A 14388-nucleotide genomic window follows, 5' to 3' on the forward strand; every position below is an offset into this window, starting at 1 on the left:
TCCTGCAATCCTGCAATCCTGCAATCCTGCAATCCTGCAATCCTGCAATCCTGCAATCCTGCAATCCTGCAATCCTGTAATCCTGCAATCCTGTAATCCTGTAATCCTGTAATCCTGTAATCCTGTACTTGTATGATTGTGGGATATATAGATTTTTATAAAATTAATTCATTATATTCATATGGTTATAGGAGTAACATTTTTGATAATAAACAACCCGCTGCAAGCTGCAGGGTATTTCAGAACAGAACATAGCGTTCCTGAATTTCAAGGCATATCGTTATTTAAAATAAAATCAATGCGATCATCAAAAACAGCGCGGCGATACTTGGCAGGCAGTACTATGTGATACAGAAATACGGTTACATTATGATTTTTGTGTATGTATTCACTCATCCGATAAAATCCTTAATCTATATTAATGCTAATGTACGCATACATTAGTATTGATATTATGGGCAATTAATCCTCTTCTTTTCTGGATATCTTAACTCCCACCTGATAAAGCCGCTTTACTCGTTCAATTTCGGCCAGCGTTGCCGTCCAGTGCTGTCCAGCTGCACGGCGGTATCTGGCGGCTATTTTTTCCACGGCCTCCGGGGTGCTGTCGGCGCTGCGGTGCTGCCGCCCCTTTTCCCCGAATACTTCAACAATCAGCCACTGGCTCCCTGTTCTGCCAAACAGAGCATTACACAGCCGCTTCACGGTCAGCGGGGTTAAGTCCGGGTCAGGATCGTATGCGATGGTAGCAAAAATAAAGCGCAACATTTCTGATGTCTTGTAGCGTTTGACCGCGGCCGCCAGACGTGCGGCACGCTGCGGAGCTTCCCAGCGGTCGTCACTGTACCCGGTCACTTCGGCCAGATAATCCCTTTCGAGGTTCGCCACCGTGTAACATCTGCCACCGATAAACAACCGCATGGCCTCTTTGGTTTCATCTCTCATGCCTCATGCCCTTGTTAATGCTAATGTACGCATACATTAGCATTAACAGATTATCGCCGCAAGCGGCGGGGAATTAGACCCGGAGAGATTAAAATAGCCAAACTTCTGGGTCAAAAGCATTTCGCCCCCGCAGTGTAAGGGGCAGTACGTCCGGGTGACCCGGCCGTCATTCTCTCCTGTGTTTCATTTCACCTCCGTATCAGCTTCCGGTAATCGTTCCCTGTTTTGTTTCGCAGTACAAGGGTATATAAACGCTGCGCGCCCTTGTACTGCGAAACAAAACAGGGATGACGAACCGTCAGGCGATACGAAGACGAAATTCACACTGACGGAGAAAATGCTATGACTATGAATCAGCTCACCCAAACTACTGTCCCTAACCCCGCAGCGGCGACCAGCGTATCCCCGCTGGAGCAGTCAGGCTCCTCAAAAACGAAAAGTGCAAAACGCAAAGCAAAACCGGACATGTATCAGACGGTGACAGATAACATCATCAGGGCGCTGGAAGCGGGCGTAAAACCCTGGGTCTGTCCGTGGACAGGTAGCGGCGCAGCTTCCGGGTTACCAACTAATTTTTCAACCGGCACAGCTTACAGCGGAATTAATATTATGCTGCTGTGGAGCAGTGCAGCGGAGCAGGGCTATACAGATCCCCGGTGGCTGACTTATAAACAGGCGGCAGAGCAGGGCGGTCAGGTTCGTAAAGGCGAGCACGGCACCACCATTATTTATTACAAAATGCTGGAAAAAGAAAACGAGGCCGGAGAGACTGAACATATTCCGATGCTGAAAACATTTACCGTTTTTAATGTGCAGCAGATCGATAATTTAGCGGTTGAATATGCAGCATTACCGGCTGCGTCATTTGATCCCATAGAAAAAGCCGAAGCACTGACCGCCCGCAGTGGTGCCAAAATTACAGAGAAAGGCATACAGGAATTTTACCGTCCGTCTACCGATGAAATATATTTACCTGAAAGGTTCCGGTTTAATAATGCTGCTGATTTTTATGCGACACTGAGTCATGAATTAATTCACTGGACAGGGGCGAAATCCCGTTTAAATAGAGAGAAGGGCGGTAAATACGGTTCAGAAAAATATGCGTTTGAGGAACTGATCGCAGAGTTAGGCTGTGCGTTTTTAATGGCAGATTTGGGAATAACCGGTGATGTGCAGCATGAAAGCTATATATCATCTTGGCTGAAAGCTCTGAATGATGATAAGCGTTTTATATTTAAAGCTGCGAGCGCAGCATCAAAAGCACACCGGTATCTGAGAGAATTGTAATAAGAATCCTGTGATATCTGACAAAGTTGCCACTGTGATGAAATATCGTTGCAGTGGTTGATTTTACAGATAAGGAAAGAAATTATAAAACCATCGGAAAAAATAAAATGCTATTAAAAGTAATCATAATTTTTATCTTTGAATGATCGGGGGCTGAAAACTCCCCCGACCTGATAAAACCACCAGACAAAATTTTATCGCCATCAGAATAATAATACCAATGGGTGCAGTCAATACATTAATGACTATTTTTTATATTTCTGTAGATGACATAAATTTCGTCAGCGTAACGCTGTCTTTTAATCTCCTGCTCCGGTGATTTTTTCCTGCCTGCATTGTAAGCACCCACACCCCGCCAGATGTCTTTTTCAAGATGAATGAATTTAGCCAGGTAATAAGCGCCGGTATAAATATTCATACAGGGATCATGTTTCAGCATAGTTTCCTGAATGCCGTATTTTCGGAGTTCATTAAAATTCTGAGAATGGATCTGCATTAGACCAACAGCATATTTTTCATCAGACACCCGGTTAAGGGCATCAGTACGAAATGATGACTCTCTGAATGAGACAGCCCTTAATAAATCCGGATCAATATGGTAATCACGACCGGCAAGATCATAGCAATCCTGTGCAACTGACAGGGCAGGAAACATCAATGCTGAAAATAATGTGAAAAGTGTTTTCATAATATCCCCGTCAGTGACTAACTTTCATGGATTACAGCATTTTTTACCAAAAAACGGAAGCAGGTTTTTATTTGTGAATACACGCAAGGTACAAGATACAAAATAGTCTTATCTGAAAGTAGTTTCCCACACACTACGCAAATTTAAAATTTGCATGAATTTATCTTTAAATCATGTAGTTATACTTTTTATTTTGCGTTTTTTTTCGTGTTTTTCAAAATCAAAGCCCATTCATGTGTTCAGATTAGACCTTACTTATGGGCTAATCAGGATTTTTATGTGTGTTTTTCATTTAATTACAATGATATGTAATTTTTATTAAAAATAAGTGGGCTGGTTATGGGCTTTGTAATATACTGAATTTAAAGTATCCATTTTAACAGCTTTCTTGAGTGGGCTTTTAGTGGTCTTTGGTTTTTTACATCAAAGCCCACAAAGGGCGGCTAAAAATGCTAAGGGAAATAACATCATGCCTCGTCAACATATATATATGAAGCAAAAAACACTGGATGGTATCCGTGAGCTTGTCGATAAGCGACGTAATAAAGGCGCCTCAGCCAGTGAGGCTAATATCTCCAGTGTAGGTTCTGAGCTGCTGGAAATCGGTTTAAGGGTTGTTGAAAATCTGGAGAAAGAAAAAGAAGGGGATGACGGATTAACTTTTGAAGAACGATATAGACGTCAGGTTATTGAGGAATTATCAAAATCCCGGCAATGTATTCAGGTTATGTTTAAGATGATGTTTGACCTGACGGAAATATCCGGTGATAACCGATACAACTATCGCGAATATGTGGAAGAATTTAAAAGCAGAACACAACAATTACTTGTGGAAATGTTCCCTGATAAATGAACATTATTAGAATAATTCATAATAGAAAAGCGCGTTTTATCCGTGCGTCATTATGTGAAGCATAGCAATTAAATTTATTGTTATTTGACTTTAGTGTGTGTTATATTTTATGTGATTTACAATTTGAGAATTCGCTCAGTAAGAAAGCGGTAACTTTCCTACTGAGCTGAACACATAACCCCTAGCTTTAGGAGCAGGTTACATGTCTGATGAACATGCTATTGATCTATCCTTCGGATCTCAAGATCTTTTTAGGTCATTTATCCATGATGCTATAAAAAAAGCTGCTTACTGGATGGTTTTCGACCATGATGGAAACGTTCTGGTAAGTAATTGTGATTTTGATCTTGAGGTACACATCTACAGTCAAAAAAACACCCCTATCTACAGTAACTCTCCTTTTTTATCTACAGTTTTTATTGAAGACCAGAACTATGGTGTTTTTTCACCTCACTACCTTTATAAAACGCCTGTAATTTATAATGGAAATTCTTGCTTATTACATTCATGTTACAAAATACTGACATCAGACTTATATCACTTTTTATTTAATTCATGTAATTTCAATAAGAAGGATTCCTTTGGCAATGAGCTGGATTTTAATTTTCAGGTAAATAGGTTAAAGGATAGTAATCCTCTGTCAGTGCTAACAAAAAAGGAGTGGGCAATTGGTTGGCTTTTGATTAATGGTTTCTCAACACAGGAAATTTCTGAGATTTTGAATCTTAAACTTAATTCTGTTAGAAAATATATTGAAAAAATACTTGGTATTCAAAAATTAGCAATTTTCAAACGGGAGTTATTTATCCATTTAGCTCACTATCTTGGATGGAATCTTTATATACCCTCTCTATTTATTAAAGAGCACTGTATAAAAAAACATATGCAGGTTGCGTATTGACGGCTGTTGCTTATATCCATAAGCTAAATTTTATTTATCCATTGAGGCTTTTATGAAACAGAATGAATACCGTCCGGTCACGATCAGTATTTCGATTTCTGCCGAAACCAACCGCTTACTGACTGAATCCGCCAGACAGTCAAAACGCACAAAGGCTATTGAGGCAATTATCCGTTTATCTGAAAGTCTCCGCTCTGTAAATAATATTGAGGGGCATTATCAGCAGTTACTGACGAAATATTAAAATTTAAAAAATAATATCATTTCAGTTTTTATCCTTATTTGTTGTATTTCACAGCAACGGTAACGCTTTGCCTGAAAACAGGTGTTGCAAATCCGGGGCGGTAGCTTTGCCTGAAATCCGCAGTGTTACACGACATATTTCTGTTCACGCCATATACGGGAAATATGCCGGGTAATATTGCCCGGACGATGACGGTAATAATGGTTACCGCATCCTATTTTCAGTGTACTCAAAAGGATATTACAATGAGTGAAACCTCTGTAATGAATAATAACGCGGCTGTTCCGGCAGTCAAAAAAGGGCTTTTTTCCCGTGCGCTGGCGGCCGTTAACAACAAAACCGCCAAAACCCTGTTCAGATATGTGGCCGCACCGCTGGCGCTCTGGCTGGCTGCCCGTGGTGTCGCCAATGCAGCAGACTTAACGGCGGCCGGTAAACAGGATGCATCGGATACCTTCGGAGAAAACTCCACCATGATGTATTATTTCATGCTGGCCGAAGTTATCCTGGTCTTTATTCTTTACCTGCGTAACCACAACCCGGCCACTTTTCTGATGATCCCGGTCTTTATTGTGGTCACCAAAATTATCTTCTCTATCATCTCCTCCCGTTCCGGTGCAGGCAGCTGAAACAGCCTGACGTATAAGGAACAGTTTGATGGAAGAGGAGCGTATTAAACGTTTCAGTTTTCCTCAGACTCTCACGGAGCAGAGCCGTCCGATAGGACTGCCGCTGGATGAAACCGCCGTTATCGGCATCCCGATGGGATGGGGATTTCTGGACGGTCAGCATCTTGCCGGACTGGTGATCGGCGCTCTGCTCTGGTTCGGACTGAGGTATTTCAAGAAGGGGCGGGGAACCACCTGGCTGCTCAATGCCTGCTACTGGTATCTGCCTGCCTACTGTTTCAGAGGTCTTTATAAAGTCATTCCGGAGTCCGCGTTCAGGCTCTGGCTGAGATAGGAGTTTCGCAATGAAACTGAGCGCTGCCAAATCGGCTAACCGTTTTATCTCCCTGGTCTTCATTACCCTCGTCTTTCTGCTGATAACCAGCCTTGCCGGTAACCTGCTGGCCTGGATGCGGATAGACACCCTGATTAATTCCCGCCAGGAAACCTATATCCCGATGTTTTTTGATACGCCGTTCACCTTAAGCCGCACCCATGCGGATGCCAATTACCTTGAGCAGACGGCACAGTCCCTGATTTTCCTGCGTTACAACGTGTCACCGGAAACGGTGCGTGCCAATCACAAAGCGGTACTGCGGTTCGTGGACAAAGACAGCCGCACAGAGATGCAGGATGCGCTGGCCGACGAAGCGCGGATCATCACCGACAACAACGTGACCTCAGCGTTTTATATCAGCAGCCTTGATGTCTATCCCGATCAGGGCATAGCGGATATCACCGGCACGCTGCAGACCTGGATAGGCAACCGGAAGTCCCTGCCGGAGGAAAAACGGCTCCGGCTGGAGCTGAAATATGACCGGGGGCTGACCACCATCCGTGATTTTAAGGAAATAATTGATGAGAAAAAGAAAAAATAGCCCGCCGGTCAGCATGGTGCCGCGCCTGCTGCTCTGTGCCGGTCTGCTGTTTTCCTTACCGGTATTCAGTGCGCCGGTGACACAACCACCGGTGCGGATTCCGGTGACCGCAGACAGTCAGGTGAAAGTGGCGTTCAGCAACACGCAGCCCAATATGCTGCTCGTACCGGGTGACCGTATTGTCGCGGTGGACAGTGCGTCCGGGATATTTCTGAACGATGGCCTGAAGTCACTTACCGGTAATGCCAGCGGCGGTGTGGTGCTGATGACGGCACAGACTGAACCGTTCACCTTTTATCTGCGCACCGCAGGCGGACTGACCGTCTCCGTGGTGGCGGTGCCGCAGAAGCAGGACGGCCGGGTGCTGCAGTTTATCTCAGACCGTCCGGCGGTCAGCAAACCGGCAGAGCGCTGGGAACGGTCACAGGCGTACCCGGACACGCTGATTGCCTTACAGAAAGGGGTGCTTAACGGTCAGCTGCCGGACGGCTTTGTCAGTGCGCCGGTGACTCCGCTGCCGCCGCTGTCTCTGCCGTTCCCGCTGACGGTACAGGCTGAAAAAATGTGGAACGGTGGTCTGCTGCGTATCTATCAGGTCACCCTGCGCAATACCGGGGTGAAAGCAGCTGCGGTGCCTGAACGGCTGTTCCGTGCAGACGGGGTGCGGGCGGTGATGATCCACCCGTTTGTCTCTGTGCTGAAACCGGGTGCCACCGCACAGGTCTGGCTGACGGTGAGCGGGGAGGATAACTGAGATGGCGAATATTAATGTGAAAACCCGCCGTAAACAGGTGGTAGTACTGATAGCGGTACTCTGCGGACTGAGTGTCGTCGGCGGTGTTGCCTGGTATCTCGGGCAGCCGGTGAAACCGGCGGCAAAAGCCGCACCGAAACCCGCTCCCAATATGACCGGTGTGGTCTCGTCCTCGTTTGACAAAAAACTGGAGGGTGCCGCCGTGGCAAACCTGCAGGAAACCGCGTCTGAGGCGGACAAGAAAATCCGGGCGTTTTCCGGCCGTATCGACAAACTGGAGCAGACCAACAAAGCCTACCGCGACAAGATAGAGCAGCAGGAAAAGGATTTGTCCGTACTGCAGGAGCAGCTGACAGAGCTGCAGAGTGAACGGGCATTTCCGACATCGGATACCGGCGGTAACGGTTTTCCGGCAGGCAGTATGCCGTCACCGAACGCAGGAGCCAGTCAGCCGGTGATCCCGCCGCCGACCGCCTTTTATCCGGGCGGGCAGGGCTATGCCGCCCCGCAGAGTCAGCTTGTCGTGAATCCGGATCTGGGTCGCGGTCTGTCTTCCGTGACGATTGAGTATGAGGACGATAAGGAGCCGGAAGCCGCTGTCCCGGAACTGCCGTATATCCCGTCCGGCAGTTTTGCGCAGGCCGTCATTATTGAAGGGGCGGATGCCAATGCCTCAGTCACCGGCAACAGTAATCCGTCCCCGATGCAGTTTCGTCTCACCGGGCCGGTACTGATGGCGAACAATGAGGAATACGATCTGCGCGGCTGCATGGTCACCGCCGGGGTGTACGGGGATATCTCGAGTGAGCGGGCACTGGTGAGAACCGACCGGCTGTCCTGCAAACTGTTTGGTCATACCGTGGACATGCCGTTTAAGGGACACATTTCCTTTATGGGGAAAAACGGTATCAAAGGGGAGCCGGTGATCCGCAACGGGGAAATGATCGGATATGCCTTTGCGGGCGGTGCGATTGATGCCATCGGCGGCGGTATCGGCAAAGTGGGTCAGACCACAGTCGGTATCGGGGCGGCGGATACCACCTCGTTCGGGGATGTTGCCCGCGCCGGGTTAGGCTCCGGAACTTCTCAGGTCGGCAAAACCCTGTCCGATTATTTCATCAGACGGGCAGAGCAGTACCATCCGGTGATCCCGGTTGGTGCCGGTGTCGATGTGACCGTGGTGTTTCAGGAAGGGTTTCAGCTGGAATTTGCCGATGTGAAGAAAAAGAAAGCGGCCAGAGCGCCGGTGAAAGAGGCGGTACAGCAGGGGATCTCGGTTTCAAAAGAAACCCTGCGTGAGCTGAACCTGGGTTCACCTGTACCTTCAAATCCGGCACCTGCACCCGCTTACGGGTATTCGCAGCCGTCCGGTTATCCGCAATAAGGGGGCGGTGATGAATGTGGTCACTCTTGTGCAGTGCTTAACAGGGCTTATTTTCTTCCTGATATCACTGTATGTTCCCGGCGTCCCGGCTGAGGTGGTGATGTTTGCCTTATCAGTCGGCGGACTTGCGGTGCTGGCGGGTAAATATATTCAGTCCGATATTCAGGCCGGTTAAGGCGCTGTTATATTAATGCCGATATAAAAATTATCGGTTATGGGTACAATCAGATTTAAATAAAATATTAACTTTGTTCTGAGGTAAATATGATAATAATAGTTATGGTTATTGGTTCTGCTCTTGGCGCTATAACCACATTGATATATTTATGGAGTAAGGGAAAAACATGTAGGTTAATAAGCTTCTGTGTCGCCGCTGCCGGTATTTTGGTTATTGTTGTAGTGCTTGTTGGTAATATCTTGGTTGTTTTCGGAGGGTTTATTAGTGATATAACCAACTATAAAGAAAATCCTTATCAGGAGAGTTTAGGCAAGTATTACAGTGAGGAATGTACGCCTCTGGTGTTATCCGGCGGGAGCATTTCCGGTGAAATCAATATTATTAAATGTAATGAAACCATCCTGCAGATTGATGCGGCAGAGTATGACAATGCCATCAGGGCATACAATAAATCTGTCAGTAACCCGCAGGGATGATGTTCTGACTGAAATGACGTTAATATTATGATTTATATTCCTTGTAAACAAAAATTTATTGATTTTAACATAAAGTCGTAATTGTATTTACTCTTCGCGAGGAAGTTATAATGGTTATTTTTGGTTATATTATTATAGGTTTGAGTATTATTGGTTTAATCATTTGTTTTATAGATTTCGATGCTGGTGCACCGGTGATTATTTTATTAGTGTTAGTATTTGCTTTTGGGCTTACACTTATTAATCATGAGCCGCTAAGCAAAGTAATTCAGGCAAGGGAGCAGGAACAGGGAAAACAGGGTGGTTATTATTTGAATTAATGCAAATTACTGGAGGTTAATATTGATAATGGCTTTTTTTCGTCAGCTACCAATAAACTTAACTGTGATGGTACAATCGTTAATATTGACAAATATAATTACGATGAGCTGGTTAGTAAATATAAAGCGTCTGCTGAAAAATAACATTACTCTGAAAGAAAATACACCGTAATCAGCCGGTTATTAATACCGTATTACTTACCCGGATATATCCGTTATTTAAATTATCACATCCCCGTAATCAGGTCAGGTGATAAATCCCCGAACCCTGCCTGTATTACACAGAGAACATCCGCATGACAAAAAATATTAATATGAAACAAAGTCAGGTTTCCCCGTGCAGTCCGTATGATTTACGGTCGGTCACGGATAATGACAAAGATACCTTTCTTATTCAGACCTCATTAATTATTACCGCCCGTAACAGCACACTGACAAAAGATGAAACCGTCGTGGAACTGATTACGGGAGAAACACTGCGGCTCAGTATGCCGGTCAGTGAATTTATTGATGCCCTTAACCTTAAATACCCTTACGGAATACAGACGGAGAAATAATCGTATGAAACGTTTATGTATTTTATTCAGTATGTGCCTGCTGTCCGGCTGTGCCGGAATGAAAAGCAGTTTTGACTGTAATGCCACCGCGCAGGACTCCTGCATGACGATGGAGGAGGCGAACAAAAAAGCGCAGAGTCAGTCCCTGTCCGCGCCGGGGGCAAAAAAGTCCGTTCCGGCACAGCCGGAAGCTGTCCGTCTGCCCGCTCAGGCTCGTAACGATAACACTGGAACCGGCTCACCGGCTGGCACCCTGACGCCGCGCCCGGCGCCGGTGATGACCACGGCACAGACCGTAAAATCCGGCACCACCGTCTCCCCGCAGCCGGTCACCGGCCGCACTTCCGGCACGGTGAACCGCGCAGGCAGTGTCTCTGCCCTGAATGACACCGGCATCACACAGGCGGTGTATCAGCCCGCGCCGACCGCCCGCGTCTGGATCGCCGGATGGATTGATGAACATGACAACTTTTATCAGCCGTCTGTCGTCTCCTTTGTCGTGAAACGCGGTCAGTGGGCGGAGTATCAGTGATGAGCGAACAGATATCCGTGATGGACATCCTGAAAAACCTGTTCCGGGTGTCCGGCAAACCGCAGGCGGAGACGGATGAACCGGTCTCCGGTCTGCACGAGAATACCCTGAAAGAACTCTTTACCGACTGGCGCAAACCGGACGGCAAACGGCGGGCGGATGCCGCCCTTGAGGATATGGATTACCCCTCATTCAGTACCCTGCTGCCGTACCGGTTGTACGACCCGGATTCCGGGCTGTTCCTCAATGACACCACACTCGGGTTCGTGCTGGAATGCACCCCGCTGATTGGCGCCAACGACAAGATTGTGGATGCACTGGACTACTTTCTGCGTAACAAGCTGCCCCGCAAAGTCCCCCTGACCTTTCTGCTGCTCGGCAGCAAATGTGTCAGTGACACGCTGGCGTCCGGGCTGCAGGACATGCAGTGGAAAGGGGATATGGCGGATAAGTTTAATGCTGTCACCCGGGCCTATTATGAGAACGGGGCATTAAACAGCTTCCCGAACGGTAAAGACTACCCGCTGACCCTGCGCAATTACCGGTTGTTTGTCAGCTACGCAGAACCGTGCAAAAAGCCGGATGCCCTGGCCTTTCAGTCGGTCAACAAAACCCTCAGTATCATCCAGCAGTCCCTGTCCGGCGCCAGTATTGCCTCGGAGCGGATGGACGATAAGGGGCTTATCCGCCTGGTCCGTGAGCTGATTAACTTCCGTCATGACCAGATCCTGCCGCCGGATGATGCACTCGACCCGTATGAGGAGCTGAATTTTCAGGGGGCTGACCGTTCCCTGACCCTAACCGTGGAGCCGGACGCGCTGCGCCAGACCCTGTCGGTGCCGGGCGGCAGGAAAAGCCGCACCCGGATACTGAATTATGCCCTCGAGAAAAACCCGGTCCGCTTTGCCCTGTGGCAGGGCGGGGATAATCTCAGCAATCTGTTAGACCCGGCGTCCACCGTGCCCTGTCCGTTTGCGATCACGCTGACCACGGAGGTGGAAGACCTGGTGGCCTCGCAGAATGAGGCCAACCGCAAATTCATGACCAATGACAGCCGTGCCAACTCCAAATACGCCAGCTGGATACCGGGGGTGAAACAGGCGCGGGATGAGTGGGGGGAGCTGCGCACCCGGCTCAGTAAAAACCAGTCGGCACTGGCACGGTACAGTTTTGGGATCACACTGTTCTGCGAGGATGATGATGACAAGGCGCTGATGGCGGAAATGGCGCTGATGAACACTTTCACCGGCAACGGGCTGACGGTCAGTTCCCCGACCTTTATGCAGCTGCGCAACTATCTGTCGCTGTTCCCGTTCAAAATGCAGGAGGGGTTGTGGTCAGATATGCGCCGCTCCGGGGCCACCTTCCGGGCGGAAGCCTTTAATGTCGCCAACCTGCTGCCGGTTGTGGCCGATAACCGTATCTCGCCGCGCGGGCTGCCGATACCGTCTTACCGTAATCAGTTGTCTTTTCTGAATATCTTTGACACGGCCTCGGGTCTCGGAAACGACAACTACAATATGGCGGTCTGCGGGACATCCGGCGGCGGTAAATCGTTTCTGATCCAGGCGATGATCCGCCAGGTGCTGGACGGCGGCGGCCGCGGCTGGGTGCTTGACCTCGGGGACTCCTACAAGGGGTTGTGTGAGGCAGTCGGCGGTGTGTATGTCGATGCCACCACCCTGAAATTCAACCCGTTCGCCGGTATCAGCGACATTAAGGAATCGGCGGAAAGTATCCGCGACCTGCTGCTGGTGCTGTCTAATCCGGCAGGCGGCATGGATGACACCTCCAAATCCATCCTGCTCAATGCCGTGCAGGAGGTGTGGGAGAGCAAAGGCCGCTCGGCACTGATTGATGACGTCTCACTGCATCTGCAGGCGCAGATTGACGGCGGGTATTTTGATAATGCCGATACTGTCCGGCACCGGATGCAGGAAATCATTGTTTCCCTGAAAAAGTACACCACGGAGGGCATATACGGGGAGTATTTCAACAATCCGGAGCCTGCCCTGAAAGACGATGTCCGTTTTTCCGTGCTGGAAATGGGGAAACTCAAAAACAAGCCGGATTTGCTGGCCGCCATCATGTTTTCCATGATGATTTACATTGAGCAGCAGATGTATCTGTCCCCGCGCAGTGAGTTAAAAATTGCCACGATTGATGAGGGCTGGCGGCTGCTCAAAAGCACGAACACCTTTGTCGGTGACTTCATTGAGAACGGCTACCGCACCGCCCGCAAACACGGCGGCGCGTATATCACCATTTCCCAGGGGATCGAGGATTTTGACGGGGAGCAGGCCAGTCTGGCCGCCCGTGCCGCCTGGTCTAACTCGTCCTTTAAAATCATCCTCAAACAGAACCCCGAAGCGTTCCGCAAATACAACCAGTACAACCCCGATCAGTTCTCCGTCAGCGAGCGTGCCGTGATAGAGGGATTCCCTGCTGCCCGTGATGCGCATTTCAGTGCCTTTATGCTGCGCATCTCCGGTCAGGTGTCCTATCACCGGCTGCTGCTTGACCCCCTCAGCCGCGTCATGTTCTCAACCAACGGTGAGGACTTTGAGTTCCGCGAAAATGCCCGGAAACAGGGGATGACCATCAACGAAACCCTGTATCAGCTGGCGCAGCGTAATTTTCCCCGTGAAATGGAGGCGTTATCACAATGGCAGCCACAAACCCGGCATTAACACAAAATACTCCGGTAAAACCACCACGGCGCCGCAGTCGCCGCCGTCATGACTGTATCCGTGCTGTCTGTTTTTTTCTGGCCGTCTCGGTGGCCGTCAGTGCCGGGATATCGGTACTGGTTCACCGCTGGCTGGCACCGGTGACGGTGTCGTTTGATCTGACCCTCACCGTGGATCAGTTCCGTGACCAGATGGCACAGCAAATCAGCGCGGAGCATCCGCTGACGGAAGAGCAGATTGCACAGACCAGCCGCCGTTTTCAGGATGCGATGAATGACAGCCTGCAGGAATACAGCCGGTCTCATCACGCGGTCATTCTGGTCACTCCCGCCGTGGTCACCGGCACACCCGATATCACTGCGGATATTCAGACGGCGATAGCGGAAAAAATGAACGGGAGAGAGTGATGCCGCGTTTACCTGTGATGGTGTTATGTCTGCTGCCGGTCTGTGTGTCCGCAAAAGATCTCGGTGTGCGCGGGGATGTCTGGCCGGTCGCGGAGCAGAGTCTGTTATCCCTGATTGAGACCCGGCTGAAAACGATGGAGCAGACCGGCGAGCTGGCACAGCGGCAGGAGGACTTTAAAAACCGCGTGACTGAGAACACCCTGCGCCCGGCACCGGTGGAGGGGCTGGAAACTGACACGGAGTCCCATACCGTCTGGTATGACCCGACCTTTACGGTCAGACAGGATCTCGCTGACGACAAAGGCCGTGTGTTCGCCCGTAAGGGGCAGCAGGTGAATCCGCTGGAGAGTATCGCGTTTGCGCAGACCCTCTATTTTCTCGATGCCGATGACCCGCGTCAGGTCGCCTGGATGAAAGCACAGAAACCGGCCACAGTCCGTTACAAAGTGATCCTGATCCGGGGCAATATCCGCGAGGCCACGCAGACCCTGAACACGCGGATTTACTTTGATCAGGGCGGGGCGCTGACGTCACAGCTGGGGATACGTTATATCCCGGCGGTGGTCACGCAGGAAGGTAACCGGCTGCGGATTGTGTCCGCCGCCATGACGGAGGGGCAGCCGTGA

The 14388-nt window shown here is 49.2% G+C and carries 19 protein-coding genes and 1 pseudogene; 17 read left to right on the forward strand and 3 right to left on the reverse strand.

Annotation, left to right across the window (positions count from 1 at the left end; all coding sequences use genetic code 11):
• Nucleotides 1–308 precede the first annotated feature (308 nt).
• Both R5268_RS18215 and R5268_RS18220 read right to left on the reverse strand, forming a co-directional pair.
• Nucleotides 309–396: pseudogene (locus tag R5268_RS18215) on the reverse strand (IS200/IS605 family transposase); the annotation flags it as partial.
• A 66-nt stretch (nucleotides 397–462) separates the two neighbouring features.
• Entirely contained in the window at nucleotides 463–945 is a 483-nt protein-coding gene (locus tag R5268_RS18220; protein ID WP_317420364.1) for a hypothetical protein, read from the reverse strand.
• 342 nt (nucleotides 946–1287) lie between these two features.
• On the opposite strand from R5268_RS18220, the gene R5268_RS18225 reads away from it, so the two are divergent.
• Nucleotides 1288–2232 (forward strand): ArdC family protein, encoded by a 945-nt coding sequence (locus R5268_RS18225; RefSeq protein WP_317420362.1) that lies wholly within the window; start codon nucleotides 1288–1290, stop codon nucleotides 2230–2232.
• Between the two features lie 238 nt (nucleotides 2233–2470).
• On the opposite strand, the gene R5268_RS18230 is transcribed toward R5268_RS18225, so the two are convergent.
• On the reverse strand, nucleotides 2471–2920 hold the full coding sequence (locus tag R5268_RS18230; protein WP_317420360.1) for a transglycosylase SLT domain-containing protein: 450 nt from the start codon (nucleotides 2918–2920) through the stop codon (nucleotides 2471–2473).
• 469 nt (nucleotides 2921–3389) lie between these two features.
• Here R5268_RS18230 and R5268_RS18235 point away from each other — a divergent pair, with 469 nt between their 5' ends.
• From R5268_RS18235 to traW, 16 genes are all read left to right on the forward strand, one after another.
• A complete protein-coding gene (locus tag R5268_RS18235; protein WP_317420358.1) occupies nucleotides 3390–3773 on the forward strand; it encodes a relaxosome protein TraM in 384 nt (127 codons plus the stop codon).
• Between the two features lie 202 nt (nucleotides 3774–3975).
• Nucleotides 3976–4674: a helix-turn-helix transcriptional regulator gene (locus R5268_RS18240; protein ID WP_317420357.1), complete on the forward strand. Its 699-nt coding sequence runs from the start codon at nucleotides 3976–3978 to the stop codon at nucleotides 4672–4674.
• A 52-nt stretch (nucleotides 4675–4726) separates the two neighbouring features.
• A complete protein-coding gene (locus R5268_RS18245; protein WP_317420356.1) occupies nucleotides 4727–4918 on the forward strand; it encodes a TraY domain-containing protein in 192 nt (63 codons plus the stop codon).
• Nucleotides 4919–5163: 245 nt separating this feature from the next.
• Nucleotides 5164–5547, forward strand: a complete 384-nt coding sequence (locus R5268_RS18250) for a type IV conjugative transfer system pilin TraA (RefSeq protein WP_317420354.1) — start codon at nucleotides 5164–5166, stop codon at nucleotides 5545–5547.
• Between the two features lie 28 nt (nucleotides 5548–5575).
• Nucleotides 5576–5881, forward strand: a complete 306-nt coding sequence (gene traL / locus R5268_RS18255; RefSeq protein ID WP_317420353.1) for a type IV conjugative transfer system protein TraL — start codon at nucleotides 5576–5578, stop codon at nucleotides 5879–5881.
• Nucleotides 5882–5891: 10 nt separating this feature from the next.
• The gene (gene traE / locus R5268_RS18260; protein WP_214183242.1) at nucleotides 5892–6464 is read left to right on the forward strand and encodes a type IV conjugative transfer system protein TraE; all 573 of its coding nucleotides are present in this window, start codon (nucleotides 5892–5894) and stop codon (nucleotides 6462–6464) included.
• Nucleotides 6445–7218 (forward strand): type-F conjugative transfer system secretin TraK, encoded by a 774-nt coding sequence (locus R5268_RS18265; protein WP_317420349.1) that lies wholly within the window; start codon nucleotides 6445–6447, stop codon nucleotides 7216–7218. The genes traE and R5268_RS18265 overlap by 20 nt, the downstream gene beginning before the upstream one ends.
• Nucleotide 7219: 1 nt before the next feature.
• On the forward strand, nucleotides 7220–8602 hold the full coding sequence (locus tag R5268_RS18270; RefSeq protein WP_317420348.1) for a TrbI/VirB10 family protein: 1383 nt from the start codon (nucleotides 7220–7222) through the stop codon (nucleotides 8600–8602).
• Between the two features lie 10 nt (nucleotides 8603–8612).
• Entirely contained in the window at nucleotides 8613–8777 is a 165-nt protein-coding gene (locus tag R5268_RS18275; protein ID WP_155402986.1) for a hypothetical protein, read from the forward strand.
• A gap of 89 nt (nucleotides 8778–8866) precedes the next feature.
• Nucleotides 8867–9256, forward strand: a complete 390-nt coding sequence (locus R5268_RS18280; protein WP_317420345.1) for a hypothetical protein — start codon at nucleotides 8867–8869, stop codon at nucleotides 9254–9256.
• 110 nt (nucleotides 9257–9366) lie between these two features.
• A complete protein-coding gene (locus tag R5268_RS18285; RefSeq protein WP_317420343.1) occupies nucleotides 9367–9576 on the forward strand; it encodes a hypothetical protein in 210 nt (69 codons plus the stop codon).
• A gap of 296 nt (nucleotides 9577–9872) precedes the next feature.
• On the forward strand, nucleotides 9873–10133 hold the full coding sequence (locus tag R5268_RS18290) for a hypothetical protein (RefSeq protein ID WP_317420342.1): 261 nt from the start codon (nucleotides 9873–9875) through the stop codon (nucleotides 10131–10133).
• 4 nt (nucleotides 10134–10137) lie between these two features.
• Complete coding sequence (gene traV, locus R5268_RS18295) at nucleotides 10138–10665, forward strand: type IV conjugative transfer system lipoprotein TraV (protein ID WP_317420341.1); 528 nt, start codon at nucleotides 10138–10140, stop codon at nucleotides 10663–10665.
• Entirely contained in the window at nucleotides 10665–13355 is a 2691-nt protein-coding gene (traC, locus tag R5268_RS18300) for a type IV secretion system protein TraC (RefSeq protein ID WP_317420339.1), read from the forward strand. The genes traV and traC overlap by 1 nt, the downstream gene beginning before the upstream one ends.
• The gene (gene trbI, locus R5268_RS18305) at nucleotides 13331–13762 is read left to right on the forward strand and encodes a type-F conjugative transfer system protein TrbI (RefSeq protein WP_317420337.1); all 432 of its coding nucleotides are present in this window, start codon (nucleotides 13331–13333) and stop codon (nucleotides 13760–13762) included. Before traC ends, trbI begins: the two co-directional genes overlap by 25 nt.
• On the forward strand, nucleotides 13762–14388 hold the full coding sequence (gene traW, locus R5268_RS18310; protein WP_317420335.1) for a type-F conjugative transfer system protein TraW: 627 nt from the start codon (nucleotides 13762–13764) through the stop codon (nucleotides 14386–14388). The genes trbI and traW overlap by 1 nt, the downstream gene beginning before the upstream one ends.

It is taken from the genome of Morganella sp. BCCO 40_0007 (genome assembly GCF_032989665.1).
GTDB lineage: Bacteria > Pseudomonadota > Gammaproteobacteria > Enterobacterales > Enterobacteriaceae > Morganella > Morganella sibonii.

What these genes read in the sequence shown, in the direction of transcription:
- R5268_RS18280 (WP_317420345.1), top strand. Translation starts at nt 8,867, where the DNA reads ATGATAATAATAGTTATGGTTATTGGTTCTGCTCTTGGCGCTATAACC.
- R5268_RS18290 (WP_317420342.1), top strand. Translation starts at nt 9,873, where the DNA reads ATGACAAAAAATATTAATATGAAACAAAGTCAGGTTTCCCCGTGCAGT.
- R5268_RS18220 (WP_317420364.1), bottom strand. Translation starts at nt 945, where the DNA reads ATGAGAGATGAAACCAAAGAGGCCATGCGGTTGTTTATCGGTGGCAGA.
- traE (WP_214183242.1), top strand. Translation starts at nt 5,892, where the DNA reads ATGAAACTGAGCGCTGCCAAATCGGCTAACCGTTTTATCTCCCTGGTC.
- R5268_RS18265 (WP_317420349.1), top strand. Translation starts at nt 6,445, where the DNA reads ATGAGAAAAAGAAAAAATAGCCCGCCGGTCAGCATGGTGCCGCGCCTG.
- R5268_RS18235 (WP_317420358.1), top strand. Translation starts at nt 3,390, where the DNA reads ATGCCTCGTCAACATATATATATGAAGCAAAAAACACTGGATGGTATC.
- R5268_RS18225 (WP_317420362.1), top strand. Translation starts at nt 1,288, where the DNA reads ATGACTATGAATCAGCTCACCCAAACTACTGTCCCTAACCCCGCAGCG.
- R5268_RS18285 (WP_317420343.1), top strand. Translation starts at nt 9,367, where the DNA reads ATGGTTATTTTTGGTTATATTATTATAGGTTTGAGTATTATTGGTTTA.
- traW (WP_317420335.1), top strand. Translation starts at nt 13,762, where the DNA reads ATGCCGCGTTTACCTGTGATGGTGTTATGTCTGCTGCCGGTCTGTGTG.
- traL (WP_317420353.1), top strand. Translation starts at nt 5,576, where the DNA reads ATGGAAGAGGAGCGTATTAAACGTTTCAGTTTTCCTCAGACTCTCACG.
- traV (WP_317420341.1), top strand. Translation starts at nt 10,138, where the DNA reads ATGAAACGTTTATGTATTTTATTCAGTATGTGCCTGCTGTCCGGCTGT.
- trbI (WP_317420337.1), top strand. Translation starts at nt 13,331, where the DNA reads ATGGCAGCCACAAACCCGGCATTAACACAAAATACTCCGGTAAAACCA.
- R5268_RS18250 (WP_317420354.1), top strand. Translation starts at nt 5,164, where the DNA reads ATGAGTGAAACCTCTGTAATGAATAATAACGCGGCTGTTCCGGCAGTC.
- R5268_RS18275 (WP_155402986.1), top strand. Translation starts at nt 8,613, where the DNA reads ATGAATGTGGTCACTCTTGTGCAGTGCTTAACAGGGCTTATTTTCTTC.
- R5268_RS18245 (WP_317420356.1), top strand. Translation starts at nt 4,727, where the DNA reads ATGAAACAGAATGAATACCGTCCGGTCACGATCAGTATTTCGATTTCT.
- R5268_RS18240 (WP_317420357.1), top strand. Translation starts at nt 3,976, where the DNA reads ATGTCTGATGAACATGCTATTGATCTATCCTTCGGATCTCAAGATCTT.
- R5268_RS18270 (WP_317420348.1), top strand. Translation starts at nt 7,220, where the DNA reads ATGGCGAATATTAATGTGAAAACCCGCCGTAAACAGGTGGTAGTACTG.
- traC (WP_317420339.1), top strand. Translation starts at nt 10,665, where the DNA reads ATGAGCGAACAGATATCCGTGATGGACATCCTGAAAAACCTGTTCCGG.
- R5268_RS18230 (WP_317420360.1), bottom strand. Translation starts at nt 2,920, where the DNA reads ATGAAAACACTTTTCACATTATTTTCAGCATTGATGTTTCCTGCCCTG.